Below are 21,861 nucleotides of genomic sequence, written 5' to 3' on the forward strand. Positions count from 1 at the left end.
CCTATGCCTCCTTTTTATTTAATATCCACACTGTAACCGCTTAGCTGGCCAAGAGCAGCTTGCCGTTCATTCCATGTCATCGGAGGGTGCTCACTCGGTATTTCTACCATCTCAATCGCCCCGTCCACAGGGCAGACGATGGAACATAAATTGCACCCTACACAATCCTCTTCGCGTACTTTTAAATACTCTTTTCCAGTTTCATCTCTGAAACGTTCGATACATTGATGTGAAGCATCTTCGCAGGAGATGTAGCACTTATTGCAATTAATGCAGCGCTCTGTATTAATCCGTGCCACAACTTTATAGTTAAGATCTAAATCTCCCCAATTGGAATACTTTGGTACAGATTTTCCGACAATATCCTTAACAGAAGCAATTCCTTTTTCATCAAGATAGTGATTCAATCCTTCAATCATATCCTCAATAATCCGAAATCCATGATGCATAACCGCCGTACACACTTGAACCCCTGTAGCTCCCATCAGCATAAATTCGACGGCGTCTTTCCAGGTCGATATCCCGCCAATTCCTGAAATTGGGATGCGGATGCGAGGGTGACGCGCACATTCAGCCACCATATTTAAAGCAATCGGCTTCACTGCTGGACCACAGTATCCGCCATGCGCTCCCTTCCCGGCTACATGCGGAATCGTATTCCATGTGTCTAAGTCTACTCCCATTAGACTATTAATCGTATTAATTAAACTAATGGCATCCGCTCCGCCTTGGGCGGCTGCTTCAGCCGTAGCTGTAATATCGGTAATATTGGGGGTTAGCTTGACAATGACAGGAGTGCGTGCTACTTCTTTGACCCAGTACGTTTGTTTCTCGACTAATTCTGGTACTTGACCTGATGCCGACCCCATTCCTCGTTCCGCCATTCCGTGTGGGCATCCGAAGTTTAGCTCTAATCCATCTACACCGACATCTTCCACCCGCTTCACAATTTCATGCCATTTCTCACGCTTGGGTTCGACCATCAGAGAAGCAACTACTGCTCGATCAGGAAATCGTTTTTTGGTCTCATAAATTTCCTTTAAATTTTCCTCAAGGGGGCGATCCGTGATTAGTTCAATATTGTTAAAGCCCATGACCCGATACCCGTTAAAACTGATTGCTGCAAATCGAGACGATACGTTCAAAATAGGGTCGCCTAATGTTTTCCATACTGCTCCTCCCCACCCCGCTTCGAATGCCCTTTGCACTTGATACCCTGAATTCGTGGGAGGGGCCGAAGCGAGCCAAAATGGGTTGGGAGACTTAATTCCTGCTAAGCTAATGCTTAAATCGGCCATTGCCATTCCCTCCTCTCACTTATGCCGTTTCGCTCGCTGTCTTGGTCAAATATCGATGGATCCCGTAGGCCGTTTCTTTCCCTTGCTGTGCTGCGGCTACCACCATTGCCTCACCTTTTCCTTTTTCAAAAATAACATCCCCGCAAGCAAACACCTTCGGATTTGACGTTTGATAAGTTTCAAGATTCACCTTGACGACGCCATGATCATGCTCCAACCCCAAATCCTCAATCAATTCGACATGGCGTTCCTGACCAATGGCTTTAATCACCGCATCAACCGGTATAGTAAATTCCGATCCCTTAATCAAAACAGGACGCCGGCGTCCATCATCATCTGGCTCTCCCAATTCCATACGAACACATTCAATATGGGTGACCTTGCCATTCCCATCGCCAATAATCCGTTTAGGAGCTGTTAACCAACGAAATTCGACCCCATCCTGTTTAGCAAACTCATACTCAAACTCATAAGCAGTCATTTCTCCCCTTGTCCGACGATATAAAATCTTAACGTTTTCCGCTCCTAGACGCACCGAACAGGTAGCCGCGTCAATGGCTGTATTTCCCGCACCAATCACGACCACCCTTTTTCCTACCAACCGATCCGTCAACGGTTTCGTTTTCGTCTTCTTAATAAACTCAATCGCATCATATACACCTTGTAAATCTTCTCCTGGGATCCCCAGTTTTGGTACTTTCCCCATACCAATCGCTAATACGATGGCATCATACTGTTCCAGCAACTCGCTGACTTCTATATCATCCCCGACCCTTGTGTTTACCCGAATTTGTACTCCCAAGCTTTTCACTTGGTTTACTTCCCAAAATGAAATGTTTTGTGGCAGTCGGAAAGAAACAATTCCGTATGTGTTTAATCCGCCGGCCTCGCTCTCTGCTTCAAAGATCGTTACTGCGTATCCTAAGCGAGCTAGCTCTCTAGCTGCCGATAATCCAGCGGGGCCGCCGCCAATAACCGCCACCTTTTTCCCGTTTTTTCTCCCCGCTTGAAACAGTACTCCTCCATCCCGAATCGCCCAATCTGTTGCATACCGTTGCAATTTTCCAATCATAATTGGTTTAGTAGAATGATTTAAAACACAGGCCCCCTCGCACAACTCTTCTGTCGGACACACCCTTGCACAGCTGGCGCCAACTGGATTTGACAGCATGATCGTTTTGGCCGATCCTTTTAAGTTCCCTGAAGCGATTTTTTTGATGAAAGCGGGGATATCAATTCCTGTCGGACAGGCTTGAATACACGGTGCATCATAGCAATACAAGCACCGGTTCGCTTCCTCAATCGCTTCTCTGTCTGTCAGACCGGGCTCTACTTCCAAAAAATTTTTCTCTAAGTTCAAACGCAATATATCCATCCTGACACCTCCATGTGTCATTTTTACATCAAGAAGGGAATAGAGTGGTTCTCTAGTCCCTTCCTCCTGTCCGCCCTCAGAAATGCCGATGCATCAAGGCTTTCTTAAGGAAGCAAAGCTGTCATCTCATCATATGTTTCTGGGCGGCGATCACGGTAAAATTGCCACGTATCCCGAACTTCGCGAATCATTTTCTTATTTACTTCGCCGATCACAACTTCATCTTGATCACGGCTTCCTAAGGATACAAAATTCCCCCTAGGATCAACTAAGTAGGACTGTCCGTAAAATTCACCCATATTCCATGGTGTTTCATATCCAATACGGTTGATGGCAGCTACATAATAGCCGTTGGCCACTGCATGAGCGGGTTGCTCTAATTTCCATAAATACTCGGAGAGACCTGCCACTGTAGCAGACGGATTAAACACAATTTCGGCTCCTTTTAATCCTAAAATTCTTGCTCCTTCAGGGAAGTGGCGGTCGTAACAAATATAGACACCAATCTTGGCAAATGCCGTATCAAATACGGGATATCCTAAATTGCCCGGTTTAAAATAGAACTTCTCCCAAAATCCGTACCCTTCGTTACCTACACCAACATGAGGGATATGATTTTTTCTATATTTTCCTAAGTATGTGCCATCCGCATCAATGACAGCAGCCGTATTATAATAGGTAGCGATCCCCTCTCTTTCGTAAATCGGCAAGACGATGACAACCCCTAGTTGCTTTGCAATATTTTGGAACATTTTTGTCGTCGGACCGTTCGGAATTTCTTCTGCCGCGTCATACCACTTCGTATTTTGTTCTGCACAGAAATATGGGCCATAGAAAATTTCTTGCAAACAAATGATTTGTGCTCCCCGGTCTTTTGCTTCTCTTACAAGCTTGATATGCTTTTCGATCGCCTTTTCCTTATGAACCTCAACCGGCTCGTCTCCATGGACATCATGGGATGCTTGAATCAACCCTACGACCACTTGATCGGCCATGTTTTGATCACTCCTTCTCTCCCTAGTTTTAATAGGTACTCATGAGGTCACATTTTTAAATTCGAACTTTAAGAATATTCTATATTGTTAAACTCAAACTTTTCATTATACACTTTGTCACATAATAGAAAACAACGATTGTTCAGTTTGTCAATTCAAGAGAAAGAAAGCAAGAATCATCATAAGATAAGGATATTTTCACGCTATTTTTCAGCATCATAAACATTTTGGTAATTCCCTGCGTCAAGGCCGATTATGTTTTCTTCAAAATCACTAGAGAGCCGATCATTTCACAGGGAACGCGACGCAGAAATATCGTCTCTCGAATAGAGAAATCCCGCCAACCTTGGCCTTCTCTCCCCTCAAAGGCTACTGCACGGTGAGAAAATGGTGGTTTTTCTCCGTTCCTATAGAAAAGTGATGATGGAACCAACAATATGTTCCAACGAATAAACCTTAACAGTGACCATTTTTCAAACTGACTAGTAACAAGAGGCATCCATTTTCACAATCCTTCAGGACATATGCCCCAGGACGACAGATTCACAAAAATGATGAACAAATGGCCTTCTTTGGCAAGCGTTCTATATCCCACAAATGTTATGGAAGGGTTGCATTTTACATAATGGATAGATTCTATCCCTATTTATTTAACAATACGTATAATGAAAATCATATTTATGGAAGATAAAATTTTCACAAAATTGAAAACTTATTTATGGATATTATTAAAAAAGGAGGATGCAAATGAAGACACAGATTGAACAAAATGGGATTGTCGCCTTAACTGAGGAAGCTGCCCAGGCAGTCAGTGGAAGTCATTTATGGAACGATGATTTGCGCCCAACAACCCTGAAAGAACACTCATGGAAGGGGATCAATTTTGCTACCTTATGGATTGGAATGTGCCTATGTATTCCCTCATACACCATGGCTAGCGGTATGATCGCTTTGGGCATGAACTGGTGGCAGGCTGTAGGCACCATTTTTCTCGGCAATGTCATCGTCCTTATTCCCATTCTATTAAACTCGCATGCGGGTACAAAATTTGGGATTCCTTACCCTGTGTTTGCCAGGCTTTGGTTTGGAGATAAAGGTGCACATATCCCCGCTCTAGCTCGAGCCATTGTTGCCGCTGGTTGGTTTGGAATTAATACTTGGATTGGGACGGAAGCGATCGATACATTACTTCGAGCCACATTTCCTTCTTGGGGCAACCTTCCAGGACACACTGCCATCATATTTGCCTTATTCTGGGCGCTAAATATCAGTATCGCCTATAAAGGTCCAGAAGCAATCAAAAAATTAAGCGCTATCGCCGCCCCCGTTGTCGGAGTTTCCGCGATCATCTTACTCATTTGGGCACTTACCAATGCGGGAGGATGGGGACCAATTTTAGAAACCCCTTCAAAATTTGAAACTACCGGTGACTTTTTAAAAGTCTTCTTCCCCTCTTTAACCGGTGTAATCGGCTTTTGGGCTACACTCGCTTTGAATATTCCGGATTTTTGTCGATACGCACAAAGTCAAAAATCACAAATGATTGCGCAAAGCATTTCTTTGCCAGTTACAATGACTGTATTCTCTTTTATTGGCATCGCAGTCACTTCCGCAACTATTTTGATTTTTGGTCAAGCGCTTTGGGATCCGGTACAACTGTTGGCCAAATTTCCTCCATTTGTCATTCTATTGGGGACTATCATCATTGTCATTTCTTCCATAACGATCAATATTGGCGCCAATGTTGTTGCTCCTGCTCGTGCAATTGAAAACCTATATCCTAAACGAATTACGTTTGGAATGGGAGCCATTATCACAGGTTTGTTCGCTATTTTGCTTCAACCATGGTACATCATGTCTAATTTTGGTAATTACATTTTTGGATGGCTTGGCACTTATGCTGCTTTACTTGGACCGATTGATGGAATTGCTATTGCTGATTATTGGCTTGTGCGCCGCAGACAGCTGCATCTAAAGGAGTTATACGAGCCAAATGGTCGTTACAGCTATGCAAATGGATTTAACAAAAACGGAGTATATGCATTAGTTATTGGAGTCGCCATTCCTGTGTTAGGTTTATTCATCCCGTCCCTTCGCTTTCTTTGGGATAACGCATGGACATTCGGATTGTTTATTGCGATCATCTTATACACATACTTAATGAGAGGAGATCAAAGTATATTAAAAGAAGGAGAATATAAACAAATTACTGTATTCCAATCCGAACATCACACTCATACGGAGATGGCAAAATAACCACTGTCTTTTCCTCCTATATCATGCTGACTCGATGTAAACCTAACCGCCCAACCATGAACGACATCCATACTCAACAGCAATAGCGCCTTGTTCTGAGGCGCTGTTGTCTTTGTAAACGAATAGCCTATCTCTCTCCCCAGCTTCGCCCAAACCACATCCACTCAAACACCCAAACGTGACAACTTTTCAAACTTCCGCCGGTACCTATATACATGGATGATCCCACGTTGTATACTGACATTGAGAATGATTTCACAAACCAGGGGGCCTAAACCATGATTGTCCACGAACTGATGGACATGGAACATTTATTTGTCGAACAATTGCAGGAAGGTTACTACATCATCCACGAAACGTACCAAAACGTGCTCGTTGAACCAGAAGGCGATGACGTTGTCCGGCAAGTGGATGCTGGAACCGAAGAAGTTGTCACCGTTGTGTTTGATCCAGGCAGCGAGTATTCACCGATTTGTCTTGATACGTACACATTTGTCGACGGCATTCCGTCGTTAACCGAGCTGAAAGAAACGATTGCCGCCGAGTATGACGTGTTTGTCAACCATCATCGCGCGGCATCCTTGTAGCCGTTGCCCATAAAGACAGCATCCATAGGGGAAGCCGCGTCCAGTCTGGCAAGAAATGCACCCCCATGACCGCGGCCGAACCAAGGACGAGAACACGCCGCAAAACTGTTTAGAAAAGAAACGAGCCCGTTCGCTTAGCGAGCGGGCTCGTTTGATTTCCGTTCAATTTGAAACACTTTAAAGCCGATATCGAGCTCCGTCTTCCCTGTTTCCCGTACGAGTTTCTCCCCCGCGCGACGGATGCGCTCACGGCCGATGTCGCAAATCGTCCGCAATCCGGCTTGATATGCCTCAGACGTTTTCGCCGTCTGTTCAGGAAGCTGCACCATGATGAACGACCGCCGTCCCCCGTCTTCAGCGTTTTGCTGCATAACCGCATGAGCGGTCGTCGCCGAGCCAGAAAAAAAATCGAGGATGATGTCATCGGCCTTCGTTGTCAACGCCACCATGCGCTGAATGAGCTTAACCGGCTTTGGGTAATCCATCACCGCCACCCCGTCAAACAGCTCCTTCAGCTCCTTTTTTGCCTCCTGCGAGTGGGACACCTCGTCATGCGTCCAGACCGTGAGCGGTGTCATCGTCGGTTTCACCTCGCGCAAAAACCGCTTTAGGCGCGGCACTCCGTTTCCATCCTTGCCAAACCAAATGCGGTTGTCCGCCGCCAACTCGGCGAAGCGCTCTTTCGTCACCCGCCAACAATACCCGTTCGGCGGAGAAACAACCCGGCCGCCTGGGGTCACGATGTCATAAACTTTTTCCGGAATCGGCGGACCGACCGACAAATCGCCGGACGTCCACGGCCCGCGCGGGTCATTGTCTGGGTTGGCATACCGCCCATCCGCTTCCGGATGGCGCGGCAAGCCATACCAGGCGAGTCGGTCGATGTTTTTCGCGTAGCACAAAATGAAGTCATGATTGCGAGAGGCGAACTTGTTCATGTTCACCGGCGAAAACGCCCGCTGCCAAATGAACGTCGCGACAAAATTGCGCTCGCCGAAAATTTCATCACACATTTTTTTCAAATTCGCCTGTTCCGTATCATCAATAGAGATAAAGATCGCCCCTGTCTCGGCCAACAACGCCTTCGCCGCCCAAAGGCGCGGGTACATCATGTTGAGCCAGCCGGCATGAACGCGTGCTTCCTCCGCTTCCCCACCCCCCGCAGAAGCCAGTTGTTTCCTTTTGCGCCAATTGTCTTTGTACGTCAACGCCTTTCCCGTATTATACGGCGGGTCAATGTAAATCATTTGCACGCTTCCTTCATGCGACGCCCGCAACAGCTTGAGCGCTTCCAAATTGTCTCCTTCAATATACCAATTGTTCGTCGTTTCCCACCGCTCGCTTGCCGCCCGGTCGGGCCGCAGCACTCCCGTGGCGGGCATCTCCGCCAACCGCTTCGCCTCCGCTTTTCCCGGCCACGCAAACTCATACACTTCGTCCCCCGCCTGGCAGCCAAGCGCCTTTTTCAGCCGCTCCCAGTCGATCGCCTCGCCTGCCATCGCTTCCGGAAAAAGCTCCTTGACCAGTTCAAGCTTCGCACCTGTTGCCCCTTTCGTTCTCCTGCCGCCGTTTGCCATAGCACGCCCCCTCTCCCTACGCCGCCTTGCCCGCGGCGTTTTTTGTCCGCGAAAAGAGATCGTATTTCCAATATTTCGCCATGGCAAACGGTTTTCCTGCCACAATTTTAGCCAAAAAACACTCCCGCCTCCTGCGAACGGAAGCGGGGCATAGAATTCTTCATGAGAAGCGATTCTCTTGCAACGCAAGAGAATCCGCCCATCGGATACTAAAATGTTTGTTTCAATCCTCTGAACGAGGCCATCTCCCCTCAGGAGCACGTTCATTTTACCACTGATTTTCCAAGGCAGTATGGGACATTTTTGCCCCCCTTTCCCCCTCAAAAAAACAAAATACAGTTATGTCAACTTATACGGTTGACCTAAATCGCTAACTGTTCAAACCACTGATAAATCAAGATAATGTTTCGTTTTACGAAAGAAAAACAACCATGCACACCTCCCCTGTTTTTGGACCGTGCACCGCGCAACATGCGCGGGAACGAACCAAACTGGTCGGACGGGGAAGGCGGCATGGCAGCCGGAGCAGTCGACAGCGGCGCTATTCCTTTTTCCATCTTAATGGTTGCGGGAAGACACCTGATCGAACACGCGGCGACCGACCCGATACATGTGCAGGACGGCACCGTCGACAACGAACGTTTGGGCTTCTCCGTGCTTTGATGCATAGTGCTCAAGACCCAACATAAAGTTGACCCCTTCGCGATACTCGTCGTCATCTAGCACGTGCAGCGAGGGGGACAGCAGATGGCGGGAAAGGAAAAGAATCGTCTTTTTCCGCGCGCGTGTGAGCGAGACGTTCAATCGGTTGAGGCTGTAGATGAACTCCCCTTCCATCGCGGCCAATTCCGGGTCGGCGACGCCGTAGCTGATGATCGCCGCTTCTGCCTCTTGCCCCTGCATTTTGTCAACCGTATCGACGAAAAACGGCGGGCGCAGCCCTTCGCGTTCAAGCGCACGGCGGATGGCGCGGATTTGCGCCCGATGCGGCGAGATGATGAACAGACCGCGACGCCAAAACGCCTTGTCGCCGTCTGGCGCATCATGATATCGTTTTCCGTCACCATCCAACAACCGCTCCCGAAGCGTTTTCGTTATACTCGCCACCCAACGCGCTTCCACCTCGTTTTCTTGCGCACCGTACACGCCGTCATACGTGCAGACGACAAGCGGATAGTCGGGATCGATCGCCGCTTCCACCCATTCATCGGCAGTTGGAGCGCCGGCGAGCGCCAGCGTTTGCTCGGCAATTTGGCGGTTGAACGCCGTATAGTCCCGCCCGTAAATCTGATCGGCCGGATAGCGGCAGAGCGCCTCATTCATGCGGAAGTTATCCGTCAACTGGCAAGTGAGCTGCTTCTCTACGTCCGCGTCAAACAGCAGGCGGAAAATCGATTCGAACAAAGGCGGATCCCCTTCAGCGCTCTTGTACGCTCCTTGGATAATCGGCGGCAGTTGGAAATGGTCGCCGACAATGAGCAGCCTTCCTGCCTTTTTCACATGACGGAGCGCCAGCAGCGAGTCAGCGACCCGAATTTGCGACGCTTCGTCAAGCACAACGACGTCAAATTCGCCACCTAGCACCCCTTTTTCATGCGCTCGTTGGATGCCGTACAGCGTGGCACCAAGCACGCTATGGCGGCCGCTGTCAAGCCATTCCTGAACTTTGCTGTCTGCCAGTTCGGCGATCCCTTTGACATGTTCCGTCTGAACCGCACCGAGCTTGGCGATGTCTGCCTTTCCTTGCGGCACAAGCTCCTGAACTTTGCGCAGGACGTTTTCGATCGCTGCATGGGTGAAGCCGGAAATGAGAATGGAGAGCTTCCGTCCCCGCTTTTCATAAAATTCCATCAGCAGGCGAAGGGCAGCGGCGATAAAATGCGTTTTCCCAGTGCCAGGCGGCCCCCAAACGAGCGTCAACGTATAATGGAGAAGGTGGAGAAACGCTTGGCGCTGGCTTTTCGTCAGCCCGCTTTGACGGAGAAGCGCCTTGACTTCGTCTACTTCCCAGTTTCGCCGAAACGTCTTTCGATAGCGGAGCGGGGCGCGAATCAACTCCACAATGCGATGATGTTCCTGATCCAACTCCCGCAGCGCCCGCAAGACGCGCGCCGTTGTGAAGTCGGCGTACCGCAGCGACAGTGAATAATTCCTTCCTTTTACAAGCGGGAAACGGTCAAGCCATTTCGGCAACTCGAGTTCAAGTTCAGTCGTCTTGCCATCGTCATTAATGGCGCGAATGCGAGTAAAGTACAAGTTGGCCCCCTTCGGCGCTGACCAGTCACCTGCGTATTTCATATCAGGAAACGTCTGTTGCGCTTTTTCCCCTTCCTCACTGCATTCCGTCAGCAGCCAGTTCGCTTTTTGATCGACCGCTTCCAACGCCTGCCGATTGTTCAACCGGAACCGCCCGTCACCAAGGTACGTGATATGAAGCGTAACCCCTGTTTCGAGACGCTCAGCAAGCGGGAGCGAGCGGCGATGACGAATATCCAAGTAGTTTAATAGCGCCTCGTAGCGCGCCATAAACGCTAACTTCGAAATAAGTGGATCGCAGTAATGAGCCGAAGCGGGAAAACGAAATTTTTCTGGCCAAACAGCGAGCGGAGAAGGCTGGATGTTGGCGGCCCAAGCGCGGATGCCTTGAATGATGCTGTGAGCGGCCCAAAGGCGGCGGCTCAGCTCCTTCGCAACGGCTTCCCTTTTTTCTTCGTCCCCCGTTTGCCATGCGTCGTGCAAGACATCCATTTTCATGGCGTTTGTCAAACGAAACGAAAAACGCTCATTCGCCCGATACAGAAACGGTGAAGCGCTGTAAGCGGCGATATACGTCGACAAGTCCTCAAGACGGTAAGCGACATGCACAGGCAGAGCGAATAGCTGGCTCACTGCGGTTGTCAGGACAACGACAGGCAGCGGAACCATCTCGCTTGGGTGATCGCTGGCACTTGCTAATGAGCTGCAATGAAAATAAGACAGCAACCGAACGGCTTTTTCTTGATATTCCGGATCGAACAAAAGCTCTTGAAGCAACTGTTGCACATTGTCCCATTCATAATTGTCGACGACATACGCCTGAACCGATTTTTGCGCTCGCCACTCTCGCCCCCGGTTATAATCGTGCACCGTCTGAAGCAAACGATCAAGCGCATCCGTCAACTTTCGTCCAACCTCATCGCATTCCTCAAACGAACCGGCGATCACATGATGCATTTCCGATCCCGTTCCAAACACATCTGCCCCGCCGACGCGGTACAGCGATGCGGCTGTGATCTTTCCCGTCGACGGATCGCGCTGGGCGGTGAAAATCAGACGGATGTCCTCCCATTTGGGCATATCCGCTACGACGCGATCGTGCGGAATGACTTTTTCTTCAACAATGGCCGCAAGCTGGGTTTCAAGCCGCCGAAGTTGACGCGTAAGTCCGGCGTTTTGTTTCAGCACATGCCTGTTTTCTTGACGCTCAAGAAATTGGCGAAACTCACCGAGAGTCTCAGGCAGCTTCCGCTCGCGGATAAAGCGGGACGCGTGGCTGGATAAGTACGGAACGAGGGAGATATGCGACTGTTCCCGCGCTTTGTCTAAACAATAATTGTAAAACGGACACCATTCACACCGGTAATCCAAGTGCCAAAACAGCTCATCGGGCGGCTTCTCGGCCAGTGCCGGCAGTTCGTCGGCCAAAAGCGGTTCGACATACGGGATCAACTGACTGATATCGGCCGTTTGCGGCTGTCCGGTTTTGTACGTCCATACCCCCGCTTCGCGCCAATCCACGTTGCCCCTAATGCCGTGCTCCTCTAACACCGAGGACAAAATCAAGGCGTACAACGCTGTTTGTACGCGATGGGACAGCTTCAACACGTCTGATGATTTGATGTCGATGATGCGAAATACAAAGCCGTCTTGCCCCGGAATACACTCAATCAAATCCGGACGGCACGCCGCAAACCGGATCACCTCTGAATCCAACCCGTACCGTTCATAAAAGCGCGGCGGCGCGATCAATGTCGGCTGATACAAATACCGCTTGCTCGGCCTCTTGAGTTCTTTGATCGTCTCTTCTCCATCCAAATAACAATGGGAAAGCGGCGCTCCAGTCCTTCGCTCCCCCATCTTCACCTGGCCCGCCAAATGGGTCAAAATCACTTCCTCTTCCCACTCCACTCCGCGGTGCAGCACGCTCTCATGAGCCGCAGGCTGTTGAAACAGCTGTTCAGGCACATCGAGCTCCCCGCGCCGTTCTTTTGCCAACGACTGAAAGTAAAAATTCCGCTCGCATTCATGGTAAACATAGCTGGCGATTTTTGCAGGAGAAACGTAAAGCATACATCCATCCCTTTCCTTGACTCTAAACAATGTCGGCCGACGCCTATGCTGAAATTTGTCATTTTGTTCAATCATTGTATCATATGTTTATGCACATTCCTATATACACCATTCCTGCCTGTCCGACAAGAACATACGTGCTATAATGGGGGGGGGGAATTAGTATAAAAGAGGCGCCAACATGAGCGAAGAGATCCTCTTGCAGTTGGTCGACCGGCTCGGTCATATCGAGAACACGCTGCATCTTCTCGTTGAAAGCCACAAACGGTTGGAAGCGGAACAGCAGGAAATCCGAAAAGAACAGCAAGAAATGCGAAAAGAACAGCGGGAAATCGGAAGAGAGCAACAAGAAATCCGAAAAGAACAGGAAGAATTCCGTCGAATCCGGCAAGCTCTCCTTAAAGGCCAAAAGAGATTAGGAGAAGAACAAGCACACCTCAAAGCCGGTCAAAAAGAGTTGTATGACTTCATGTCTGCTCTTCTTCACCGCCAAGACGAAACGGACGCTGCACTTAAAGCCCTCGCCATGGACGTGCATAAACTTCACGGTGAAGTCTCTTCCATCCACCAAAGATTCGACTCCTTAGAGAAAAAGGTGGATGCCCATGTCCAATCATTCCCCGACCAGCTGAACAACGTAAAGCTTGACATTGCCTTCCTCTCAAACAACGTCATCGAACACGAACGGGAAATCTACAAAATTAAGAATGTGATTTTATGACGCAAAGCAGGCGGGCCGTGCAAGCCTGCCTGCTCGCTCCATTGATTTAACAGAGGGACAGCATGCATGACTAGCATACGAAAACCGGCATCCCTCCTGCTATACGCAGTCCGAAATATCGATCTCCATCCCCAGCAAGGCATAGCTCAACGTTTTGCCGTGCGGATCAAGTGCCAACGAAGTGGTGACACCACCATCGAGCGCATGGTGGCAAACAAACTGCAACGCTGCAATATTAGGAAGTTCGTAGCGAACGATATCTCCTTTCACAATGTCGCACAAATGATCCTTCACTTTCTCTGGTGTCACTGCTCGACACAACAAAGGGTAGTCTTTTTCTTGAAACGGAATAAGGGACAAAATCAATGTATTTCCTTTGTCCCCGGCCCGACAGTGAGCCAAATCGTACAACTTCGCCTTCATATTCTGTCACTCCTGAATCGTTACTTGTACATTGATCCGTTGGCGAGGAATCAACGCCGAAATAATTCCGATGACCTCATTTACGTATTTTCTCGCTCCGCCACCGCCAGCCGGGCCGTTCGTATAAAGCGCTTCCACTTCTTCGCCTATTTGTTCGGCTTGTTCCCTTGTATCCGCTTTCCCGGCCACACGCAGACGAACTTCATACGGTTCGCTCCCCTTCCCTAGGGCCATTCGGTGTGCCGATGATAGACCCATATAATCAACCCGAAGATCCTTCACACGGTTTTTGAAGCGTTCATAGACAATTTCCTCTGCTAGTTGCGCACGCCATTTGAGCGGGCCGCTATTACGAACCGTGCTTGAGGATGGTAAGCAACAGATTAGCGCACCAGCAATGCCTGGGCGCAAGGGCGGATGCTACCAAATCTCTGCAAGGCCAAAAGCAGCTGTTCCCAAAGACTGTTTTCTTCAAGAGAAACATCGCATTCTCTCAGTGCGTATATGAAAAAGGGGCCCCGCTGCATGGAGCCCCCCTTGGCTGCTTTCTTACCCTTTGACAAAGACAGTTTTGATGGCAGTGAAAAATTCAATGGCCGCCCGCCCTTGTTCCCGCGAGTGGGAGCTCGATTGTTTCATCCCGCCAAACGGCGCTTGTAGTTCAACCCCTGCGCTTTCCTCATTAATCCGCACGAGCCCGGCTTCGATGTCTTGGATGAACGTTAACATCTTCCCGATATTTTGGGTAAAAATCGAGGCGCTAAGGCCAAACGGTGTGTCATTGGCTAAGGTTAACGCTTCTTCAAACGTGTCCACTTTAATTAAGGCGAGCACCGGCCCGAAAATTTCTTCGCGGGCGATCGTCATGTTTGGGGATACGTTTTCAAACACCGTCGGCTCTATATAAAATCCGTTGCCGAGCTCTCCATCGACCAAGCGGCGGCCGCCGCAAAGCAATGTCGCCCCTTCTTCGATCCCTTTTTCGATATAAGAAAGAACCGTCTCTAATTGCTTCCGGCTGGCGCACGGGCCCATCCAGACGCCTTCTTCCATCCCGTTTCCAATTTTCAACTGTTTAATCTTCGCTAATAGTTGTTCTTTAAACGATTCATAGATGGAACGCTGAACGAAGACACGGCTTGTCGCCGTACATTTTTGCCCCGTCGAACGCAGTCCGCCGCTAATCGTTGCTTCGACGGCGCGGTCAAGGTTGGCATCCTCGAGCACGATGACCGGATTTTTCCCACCCATTTCCAGTTGATACTTTGCCCCTCTCGCTACTGCTTTTTGGGCGATCGTTTTGCCGACCTCGTTGGAACCCGTAAACGTAATCGCGTGAATATGCGGATGCTCAGCAATGGCGTTGCCGATGACCGACCCTTTGCCGGCCACGAAGTTCAACACGCCGGCCGGCACCCCCGCTTGGTCAAAGCATTCGACCACCTTGACCGCGGTGACCGCCGTTTCTTGCGCCGGCTTAAACACAACCGTATTTCCATAAATGAGGGCAGGGGCGATTTTCCAAATCGGGATGGCGACCGGAAAGTTCCACGGCGTGATCACCCCAACCACCCCGAGCGGCACGCGCATCGTAAACATAAGCGCCTCGCTGTCCGTGGACGGAATGACATCACCGATGTGCCGCATCCCTTCCCCGGCATAATAGCGCAAAATGTTCACTCCCCGCTGCACTTCTCCTTTTGCTTCCGGGAGCGTTTTCCCCATTTCCCTTGTCATCGTTTCGGCGATCTCAGCAAGCCGTCTCTCCAAAATATCAGCCGCGCGGAACAAATACTCCCCGCGTTTTGGACCGGACCACTTCCGCCACGCCGTTTGCGCCCGTCTCGCCGCTTCGACCGCGGCGTTCAGGTCTTCGATATTGGACTGTTGAACGTAGCCGACAATATCGTGAATATGGGCCGGGTTGATGCTCGCTTCGGTTTGGTTTGTGGACGAAGGAGTCCATTGGCCGTTAATGTAATTCAAATAGGTTTGTCTTTCCGTTCCCGCTGTCATTGTACATTCTTCTTTTCGCCAACATCATTGCAACTGACAACATCCCAGAAAAAATGTTTGACCTCGACTCTCCTAAAAAAGTCAGGTTTCGTCGCCTCACTATAATACTACTATGGTTGGAATGTTTCGTGAATTGAGATTCATTCAATGAAATATTCAACCTTGACAGAGAGGCGACAAAATCATGGTGCGACAGCGACAAAAAACCGGCCTCCCCTTGAACAAGGAGAGACCGGTTCGAATAAAACCGCATCATTTTAATCATGGAAATTCGTTCCGTCTGTGACTTCTTTAACGATGCCGGCGCGGATGACGAAGTCGCCGAAATGTTCGCCGTCAAGCCGCTCTTTGGCGTAGCGGGACAACAGAACGCGCAGTTCGCGCAAAATTTCTTCTTCGCCGATGTTTTCGCGATACAGCTTGCCAAGGCGCGTGCCGTTGAACGCGGCGCCGAGGTACATGTTGTATTTGCCGACCGCTTTGCCGACGAAGGCGATCTCAGCAAGCACATGGCGGGCGCAGCCGTTCGGACAGCCCGTCATGCGGATCGTGATTTCTTCGTCGCGCAAGCCGTTTTCATCGATGATTTCCTCGATTTTATCGAGCAGATTCGGCAAGTACCGCTCCGCTTCCGCCATCGCGAGGCCGCATGTCGGCAGCGCGACACAGGCGAGCGCATTGCGGCGCAAAGCGGTGTACCGTCTGCCATCGGTCAAGCCGTACTTGGCGATCAGCGCCTCAATTTCCGGTTTTTTCTCGCTCGTGACGTTGGCGATCACTAAGTTTTGATTCGCTGTCAGCCGGAAATCACCGGTATGGACTTTGGCGATTTCACGCAAGCCGGTCATCAGCTTGTAATCGTCGTAGTCTTTGACGCGGCCGCCTTCGACAAACAGTGTGAAATGCCACGTTCCGTTGACACCTTCAACCCAGCCGTAGCGGTCGCCGTTATGCTCGAAATGGTACGGGCGCGCTTCGCCGAGCTTCCAACCGAGGCGGCGTTCAATTTCCTCTTTCACGACTTCAAGGCCAAGGCGGTCGATCGTGTATTTGAAGCGGGCGTTTTTGCGCACCGAGCGGTTGCCATAATCGCGCTGAACGGTCATAATTTTTTCCGCCACTTCAACGACTTGATCCGGCGTGCAGAAACCGATCACTTTCGCAAGCTGCGGGTACGTCGTTTTATCGCCGTGGGTCATCCCCATGCCGCCGCCGATGGCGACGTTAAAGCCAGCCAGCTTGCCGTCTTCCACAATGGCGATCAACCCGATATCTTGCGAGAATACGTCCACATCGTTAGACGGCGGGACGGCGATACCGATCTTAAATTTCCGCGGCAAGTACGTCGAGCCGTAAACCGGTTCTTCCTCGCCGTCGACTTGCGGCGTGCCAGCTACTTTTTCCTCATCGAGCCAAATTTCATAATACGCCCGTGTCCGCGGCAACAAATGGTCGCTTAACAGTTTCGCCCATTCGTACACTTCCGCGTGCACTTCCGACTGGTATGGATTCGGATTGCACATGACGTTCCGGTTGACGTCGCCGCAGGCAGCGAGCGTTGTCATGAGCGCGCCGTTAATGGCCTGCATCGTTTTTTTCACGTTCCATTTCAGGACGCCGTGCAATTGGAACGCTTGGCGCGTCGTTAACTTCAACGTGCCGTTGGCGTATTTGCGGGCGATTTCATCCATGACCAGCCACTGCTCCGGCGTCGCCACCCCGCCCGGTGTGCGGACGCGAATCATGAACTGGTACGCCGGTTCCAATTTTTGTTTTTGCCGCTCTGTGCGCACATCGCGGTCATCTTGTAAGTAGCTGCCGTGGAACTTCATCAGCCGGTTGTCATCGTCCGGAATGCCTGCGCTGATCGGGTCTTCCATCGTTTCGGCGAGCGTGCCGCGCAAGTAATGGCTTTCCCGTTTAATGCGCTCGACATCGCTTGGCGGTCCGTCCGGCGCTTTTAACACGACTTTCGCCATTTCCGATTCCACTCCTTCTTTGAGATTAATAGACGTCGCGTTGGTACCGTTTTTGCTTTTGCATTTCGGTCAAATAAGCTTCTGCTTGTTCGCGGCTCATTCCGCCTTCTTTTTCAATAATATCAATGAGCGTCTGGTGGACGTCGCGCGCCATGTGCTGCTTGTCGCCGCAAATGTAGACGACGGCGCCTTCCTCGAGCCAGCCGAACAGCTCTTTGCTTCGTTCAAGCATCCGATGCTGGACGTATACTTTTTCCTCTCTATCGCGTGAAAAGGCGACATCCATTTTGGTGAGCACACCGCTTTTCAGCCATGCTTGCCATTCCGTTTGATACAGGAAGTCAGTCACAAAATGCTGATCGCCAAAGAAAAGCCATGATTTTCCGTTCGCCCCTGTCGCCTCGCGCTCTTGCATAAAGGCGCGGAACGGCGCTACCCCCGTGCCCGGTCCCACCATAATGATCGGCGTCGACGGATCTTTCGGCAGCTTGAAGTTCGGATTCGGTTGAATAAAGACCGGCAGCGTATCGCCGATTTGAATGCGCTCGGCACAAAACGTCGAGCACACCCCTTTGCGCAGGCGGCCGTAAGACTCATAACGGACCGCACCGATCGTCAAATGCACTTCATCCGGATACGCGGCTAAGCTACTCGCGATCGAATATAGGCGCGGCGGCATTTTCCGCAAGATGGAAATGACTTGTTGCGGCGCAGCGTCCCACGGGCCAAAATCGCGCAGTGCATCGAGCAAGTCGCGGCCCTTAGCATATTCTTTTAATTTCGCCTCATTGCCCGGAGCAACAAGCTCTTGAAGCGCGCTGTTTTTCGATAGCGGCGCCAGCTTTTGGAGAAGAGCTTTCGTCAAAACGGTAATTTCAAAATGAGACGTGAGCGCTTCTTTCAGCGACCGCACTTCTCCATCCTTATCGATCGTTACTGTTTCTTCCGGATTCCATTTCATTTCTTGGATGACAAGGTCAACAAGCTCCGGATCGTTTTTCGGGAAAATGCCAAGCGCATCGCCCGGCTCATATTTCAAGCCCGATCCTTCAAGCGACAATTCGAGATGACGCGTTTCTTTATTCGAACCGCGGCCGTTTAAGTTAATGTTTTCCAACACTTCGGCTGGAAACGGGTTTTTCCGCGAGTAGACGACGGCAGGTTCGGCTTTCGGCGCCGCAGCCACAGCCGACAAGAGCGGAGCCGCTCCACCGTTGGCGTTTGCTTGTTTGCTCAACTCGCCAAGCACGCCATCGAGCCATTTCGCCGCCGCTTCTTCATAGTCCACATCACAGTCGACGCGCGGATAAAACCGTTCTCCCCCAAGCTCTTCCAACCGCTTATCAAAATCTTTCCCTGTCTGGCAAAAATGCTCATATGACGTATCGCCGAGCGCAAGGACGGAGAAGCGGAGATGATCCAGTTTTGGCGCCCGTTTGCTGTGAAGAAATTCGTAAAACGACACAGCGTTGTCCGGCGGATCGCCTTCCCCATGCGTGCTCACAACAATGAGCAGCGTCTCCACTTTCTTTAATTCGTTCGGCTTAAAATCAAGCATCGACGACACTTTCACCTCAAAGCCGCGCTCCTTGAGCGCTTTGCCGGCTTTTTCCGCCAACTTTTGCGCGTTGCCGGTTTGTGAACCGTAAAGAACAGTCACCTCTTTCGAAATCGGCTTGCCGCCCCCGGCAAACAGCGTCGGCGCCTCGGCATCGAGAACGCTCACTGCGGTCTCGGCCGCGGCCAAATACCCGCTCAGCCAAAGCTTTTGCGGCGGCGTCAACGTCGGCAACAAACGGTTCAGGAGCTCGATCTGCTCCTGGCTAAACGGACTGTTAGTTACTTGCAGCTGCAACGTGTCCACCCCTCAATATAAAATAAAATGGAATGATGGCGGAATTCCTTTCTGACTTTTATAGGCGTTGCCACCAAATATCCATTATTCCTATAAAACAAGTAGGTTTTAAATGTTATATCATATTTACACTTTACCGCAAAACAAAACATTAGTAAAATAAATATAAATTATTAAAACTATTAATATTTCTAATCAATATTTACACCTGGACGAAGCCATCACGAGCAGGGGGAATGAGTATGTATTATGACGAATTAAAAACGTTTATTACGTTGGCAGAAGTGAAAAATTTCACAAAAACAGCTGAAATCCTTCATCTCTCCCAGCCGAGTGTTAGTTTACACATCAAAAATTTAGAAAAAGAGTTTCAAACAAAACTGTTCATCCGTTCCCCGAAACGGCTGCGCATGACGCCAACCGGCGAACTTCTGTATGACCGCGCCAAACAAATGCTGGCACTGTACGAACAGACGAAACAAGACATTTTAGAGCATCACCATTCAGTGAAAGGCGAATTAAAAATCGGCGCCAGCTTTACGATTGGGGAGTATATTTTGCCGCCGTTTTTGCTCGACTTCCAACAGCGCTACCCGGAACTCGAACTTGGGGTGATGATCGGCAACACAAAAGAAATCGTCGAACTCGTCCGCTCATACCAAGTGGATATCGGCTTGATCGAAGGACAAACGAACGACAAAGAACTGTCCGTTCACCCATTCATGCAGGACGAACTTGTCATCGTCTCTTCAAACCGCCACGAATTGGCACAAAAAGAGGAAGTGGCGATCACCGATTTGCAAAACGAAGCATGGGTGGCGCGCGAAATCGGTTCAGGCACACGCGAATACTTCAACCACTTCATCCGCTCAAACGGATTAAAGGTAAAATCACTCATGATCATCAGCAGCAACCAAGGCATTAAAGAAACGTTAATCAACGGCAACGCCTTGTCCCTTCTGTCACGCAGCGTCGTCGCCCGCGACATCGAGCACGGTCACCTGTCCGTCATCCGCCTAAAGCACCCGCCGTTTTACCGGATGCTTTCTTATATTTATTCGCCGATTATGGAAAACAAACAAAGCGTCCGCATTTTCCTTGAAACGTTGCAAACCAACTGGACGGGCGCCAACAAATAACAGAAGGGCGCGGTCATCAATGACCCGCCCTTCACACTTCCATCTCCCCATGGCGGATGTGCGGCATTTCGATTTGAATGGTCGCATGGCGAATATGAAAGCGGGTTTCCACCAAATCAATCGCCTGCTGCAAAATCGCTTGGGCATCGCGGCCATCTTCAATAAGCAGATGGCAGCTTAACGAATCAAGACCTGAGGTGATCGTCCAAATATGCAAATCGTGGACATCCAACACCCCCTCAATGCCCGAAAGCGCCGTTTTCACTTCCGTCTGGTCGATGGCAGCAGGCGTTCCTTCCATTAAAATGTGCACCGTCTGCCAAACGACAGCGAACGCGCCTCTTAAAATCAAAACGGCCACAAACATGGAAATGAGCGGATCGGCCAAATACCAGCCAAACAGCCACATGATAAGCCCCGCCACCATCGCACCGACCGAACCTAACGCATCACCGAGCACGTGCAAATACGCGCTGCGGACATTGACATTCCCCTTGACATCTCCTTTATGCATCAACACCCAAGCGCTCGCCAGATTCGCCAACAATCCAACGGCAGCTACGGCCATCATCGGCCCGCTCGCTACGTTCGGAGGATTCACCAATCTCCCTGCTGCTTCCCAAATAATCCAAGCGGCAATCACCGCCAATGTTATCCCGTTGACGAGCGCTGCTAAAATCTCGAACCGATACAATCCGTACGTTTTCTTTGGAGAGGCAGGCTTGGCCGCCAACCATACTGCCACTAGACTCAGCAGAAGCGAAGCGGCATCGCTAAGCATATGTCCCGAATCCGAGAGAAGGGCAAGGCTGTTCGTTACGAGCCCGCCGACAAATTCAAGAACCATAATACTTGTCGTTATGCCAAGAGCGATCGCTAACCCTTTTCGATTTCCTTCTCTGCCATGGCGATGATGGCCACAATGGCCGTGCGCATGGTGGTGCATCAATCGACTCCCCCTCACCGGTGTTGTGCATGGTCAATCGCCTGTTTTAACAACGAAATCACATGATCATCATCGCAAGAATACACCAATGTCTTCCCTTCGCGGCGGTATTTGACGAGCCGCAACGCCCGAAGCAGCGCCAGCTGGTGGGAAACGGCCGACTGCGACATGCCGAGCACTTCCGCGATATGGCCGACATGACATTCTTCCTGCGACAACAAATACAACATTTTGATTCGGGTCGGATCTGCTAGTGCTTTAAATAGGCGTAACACTTCATCCACCGTTTCCGCTTCTAAAAACAGATGATCTTCTGTTTTCACAGCCATTCCCTCGCTTTATATTCATTAACATATGAACACATG

General features: G+C 50.2%; 16 protein-coding genes. 4 read left to right on the forward strand and 12 right to left on the reverse strand.

Annotation, left to right across the window (positions count from 1 at the left end; all coding sequences use genetic code 11):
* Nucleotides 1-14: 14 nt before the first annotated feature.
* The 3 genes from preA to IC803_RS10025 form a co-directional block, all read right to left on the reverse strand.
* Nucleotides 15-1,298: an NAD-dependent dihydropyrimidine dehydrogenase subunit PreA gene (gene preA, locus IC803_RS10015; protein WP_081211119.1), complete on the reverse strand. Its 1,284-nt coding sequence runs from the start codon at nt 1,296-1,298 to the stop codon at nt 15-17.
* 19 nt (nt 1,299-1,317) lie between these two features.
* Complete coding sequence (locus IC803_RS10020) at nt 1,318-2,673, reverse strand: NAD(P)-dependent oxidoreductase (RefSeq protein WP_081211121.1); 1,356 nt, start codon at nt 2,671-2,673, stop codon at nt 1,318-1,320.
* 104 nt (nt 2,674-2,777) lie between these two features.
* The gene (locus tag IC803_RS10025) at nt 2,778-3,668 is read right to left on the reverse strand and encodes a nitrilase-related carbon-nitrogen hydrolase (protein ID WP_081211123.1); all 891 of its coding nucleotides are present in this window, start codon (nt 3,666-3,668) and stop codon (nt 2,778-2,780) included.
* Between the two features lie 747 nt (nt 3,669-4,415).
* On the opposite strand from IC803_RS10025, the gene IC803_RS10030 reads away from it, so the two are divergent.
* Both IC803_RS10030 and IC803_RS10035 read left to right on the forward strand, forming a co-directional pair.
* Nucleotides 4,416-5,924, forward strand: a complete 1,509-nt coding sequence (locus IC803_RS10030) for an NCS1 family nucleobase:cation symporter-1 (RefSeq protein ID WP_081211125.1) — start codon at nt 4,416-4,418, stop codon at nt 5,922-5,924.
* 278 nt (nt 5,925-6,202) lie between these two features.
* Nucleotides 6,203-6,511, forward strand: a complete 309-nt coding sequence (locus tag IC803_RS10035; protein WP_081211127.1) for a hypothetical protein — start codon at nt 6,203-6,205, stop codon at nt 6,509-6,511.
* A 134-nt stretch (nt 6,512-6,645) separates the two neighbouring features.
* Here the strand turns inward: IC803_RS10035 and IC803_RS10040 are convergent, their stop codons facing one another.
* Together IC803_RS10040 and IC803_RS10045 are read right to left on the reverse strand one after the other, a co-directional pair.
* A complete protein-coding gene (locus IC803_RS10040) occupies nt 6,646-8,088 on the reverse strand; it encodes a site-specific DNA-methyltransferase (RefSeq protein ID WP_081211129.1) in 1,443 nt (480 codons plus the stop codon).
* 558 nt (nt 8,089-8,646) lie between these two features.
* Entirely contained in the window at nt 8,647-12,417 is a 3,771-nt protein-coding gene (locus IC803_RS10045; protein WP_081211131.1) for a bifunctional RecB family nuclease/DEAD/DEAH box helicase, read from the reverse strand.
* 181 nt (nt 12,418-12,598) lie between these two features.
* Here IC803_RS10045 and IC803_RS10050 point away from each other — a divergent pair, with 181 nt between their 5' ends.
* Nucleotides 12,599-13,138 carry a hypothetical protein gene (locus IC803_RS10050; RefSeq protein ID WP_081211133.1) on the forward strand — a complete coding sequence of 180 codons (540 nt, stop codon included), beginning with the start codon at nt 12,599-12,601 and terminating at the stop codon, nt 13,136-13,138.
* A gap of 99 nt (nt 13,139-13,237) precedes the next feature.
* Here IC803_RS10050 and IC803_RS10055 read toward each other — a convergent pair whose 3' ends face one another.
* From IC803_RS10055 to IC803_RS10075, 5 genes are all read right to left on the reverse strand, one after another.
* Nucleotides 13,238-13,561 carry an AtuA-related protein gene (locus IC803_RS10055; RefSeq protein WP_081211135.1) on the reverse strand — a complete coding sequence of 108 codons (324 nt, stop codon included), beginning with the start codon at nt 13,559-13,561 and terminating at the stop codon, nt 13,238-13,240.
* 6 nt (nt 13,562-13,567) lie between these two features.
* Nucleotides 13,568-13,819, reverse strand: coding sequence for an acyclic terpene utilization AtuA family protein (locus IC803_RS10060; RefSeq protein WP_223811956.1), 252 nt, complete (start codon nt 13,817-13,819; stop codon nt 13,568-13,570).
* Between the two features lie 291 nt (nt 13,820-14,110).
* Nucleotides 14,111-15,577 (reverse strand): alpha-ketoglutaric semialdehyde dehydrogenase GucD, encoded by a 1,467-nt coding sequence (gene gucD / locus IC803_RS10065; RefSeq protein ID WP_081211137.1) that lies wholly within the window; start codon nt 15,575-15,577, stop codon nt 14,111-14,113.
* A 257-nt stretch (nt 15,578-15,834) separates the two neighbouring features.
* Nucleotides 15,835-17,556, reverse strand: a complete 1,722-nt coding sequence (gene cysI, locus IC803_RS10070; RefSeq protein ID WP_081211139.1) for an assimilatory sulfite reductase (NADPH) hemoprotein subunit — start codon at nt 17,554-17,556, stop codon at nt 15,835-15,837.
* Nucleotides 17,557-17,581: 25 nt separating this feature from the next.
* Nucleotides 17,582-19,411 (reverse strand): assimilatory sulfite reductase (NADPH) flavoprotein subunit, encoded by a 1,830-nt coding sequence (locus IC803_RS10075; protein ID WP_081211141.1) that lies wholly within the window; start codon nt 19,409-19,411, stop codon nt 17,582-17,584.
* Between the two features lie 242 nt (nt 19,412-19,653).
* On the opposite strand from IC803_RS10075, the gene IC803_RS10080 reads away from it, so the two are divergent.
* Nucleotides 19,654-20,550 carry a LysR family transcriptional regulator gene (locus IC803_RS10080; protein WP_081211143.1) on the forward strand — a complete coding sequence of 299 codons (897 nt, stop codon included), beginning with the start codon at nt 19,654-19,656 and terminating at the stop codon, nt 20,548-20,550.
* Between the two features lie 31 nt (nt 20,551-20,581).
* On the opposite strand, the gene IC803_RS10085 is transcribed toward IC803_RS10080, so the two are convergent.
* The gene (locus tag IC803_RS10085) at nt 20,582-21,496 is read right to left on the reverse strand and encodes a cation diffusion facilitator family transporter (protein ID WP_081211145.1); all 915 of its coding nucleotides are present in this window, start codon (nt 21,494-21,496) and stop codon (nt 20,582-20,584) included.
* Between the two features lie 14 nt (nt 21,497-21,510).
* A complete protein-coding gene (locus IC803_RS10090; protein WP_304441252.1) occupies nt 21,511-21,819 on the reverse strand; it encodes an ArsR/SmtB family transcription factor in 309 nt (102 codons plus the stop codon).
* Nucleotides 21,820-21,861 lie beyond the last annotated feature (42 nt).

The sequence above is a fragment of the Geobacillus sp. 46C-IIa genome (genome assembly GCF_014679505.1).
GTDB lineage: Bacteria > Bacillota > Bacilli > Bacillales > Anoxybacillaceae > Geobacillus.

Bases quoted from the DNA above. Each gene is read 5' to 3' on its own strand.
- preA (WP_081211119.1), bottom strand. From the start codon at position 1,298: ATGGCCGATTTAAGCATTAGCTTAGCAGGAATTAAGTCTCCCAACCCA.
- IC803_RS10020 (WP_081211121.1), bottom strand. From the start codon at position 2,673: ATGGATATATTGCGTTTGAACTTAGAGAAAAATTTTTTGGAAGTAGAG.
- IC803_RS10025 (WP_081211123.1), bottom strand. From the start codon at position 3,668: ATGGCCGATCAAGTGGTCGTAGGGTTGATTCAAGCATCCCATGATGTC.
- IC803_RS10030 (WP_081211125.1), top strand. From the start codon at position 4,416: ATGAAGACACAGATTGAACAAAATGGGATTGTCGCCTTAACTGAGGAA.
- IC803_RS10035 (WP_081211127.1), top strand. From the start codon at position 6,203: ATGATTGTCCACGAACTGATGGACATGGAACATTTATTTGTCGAACAA.
- IC803_RS10040 (WP_081211129.1), bottom strand. From the start codon at position 8,088: ATGGCAAACGGCGGCAGGAGAACGAAAGGGGCAACAGGTGCGAAGCTT.
- IC803_RS10045 (WP_081211131.1), bottom strand. From the start codon at position 12,417: ATGCTTTACGTTTCTCCTGCAAAAATCGCCAGCTATGTTTACCATGAA.
- IC803_RS10050 (WP_081211133.1), top strand. From the start codon at position 12,599: ATGAGCGAAGAGATCCTCTTGCAGTTGGTCGACCGGCTCGGTCATATC.
- IC803_RS10055 (WP_081211135.1), bottom strand. From the start codon at position 13,561: ATGAAGGCGAAGTTGTACGATTTGGCTCACTGTCGGGCCGGGGACAAA.
- IC803_RS10060 (WP_223811956.1), bottom strand. From the start codon at position 13,819: ATGGGTCTATCATCGGCACACCGAATGGCCCTAGGGAAGGGGAGCGAA.
- gucD (WP_081211137.1), bottom strand. From the start codon at position 15,577: ATGACAGCGGGAACGGAAAGACAAACCTATTTGAATTACATTAACGGC.
- cysI (WP_081211139.1), bottom strand. From the start codon at position 17,556: ATGGCGAAAGTCGTGTTAAAAGCGCCGGACGGACCGCCAAGCGATGTC.
- IC803_RS10080 (WP_081211143.1), top strand. From the start codon at position 19,654: ATGTATTATGACGAATTAAAAACGTTTATTACGTTGGCAGAAGTGAAA.
- IC803_RS10085 (WP_081211145.1), bottom strand. From the start codon at position 21,496: ATGCACCACCATGCGCACGGCCATTGTGGCCATCATCGCCATGGCAGA.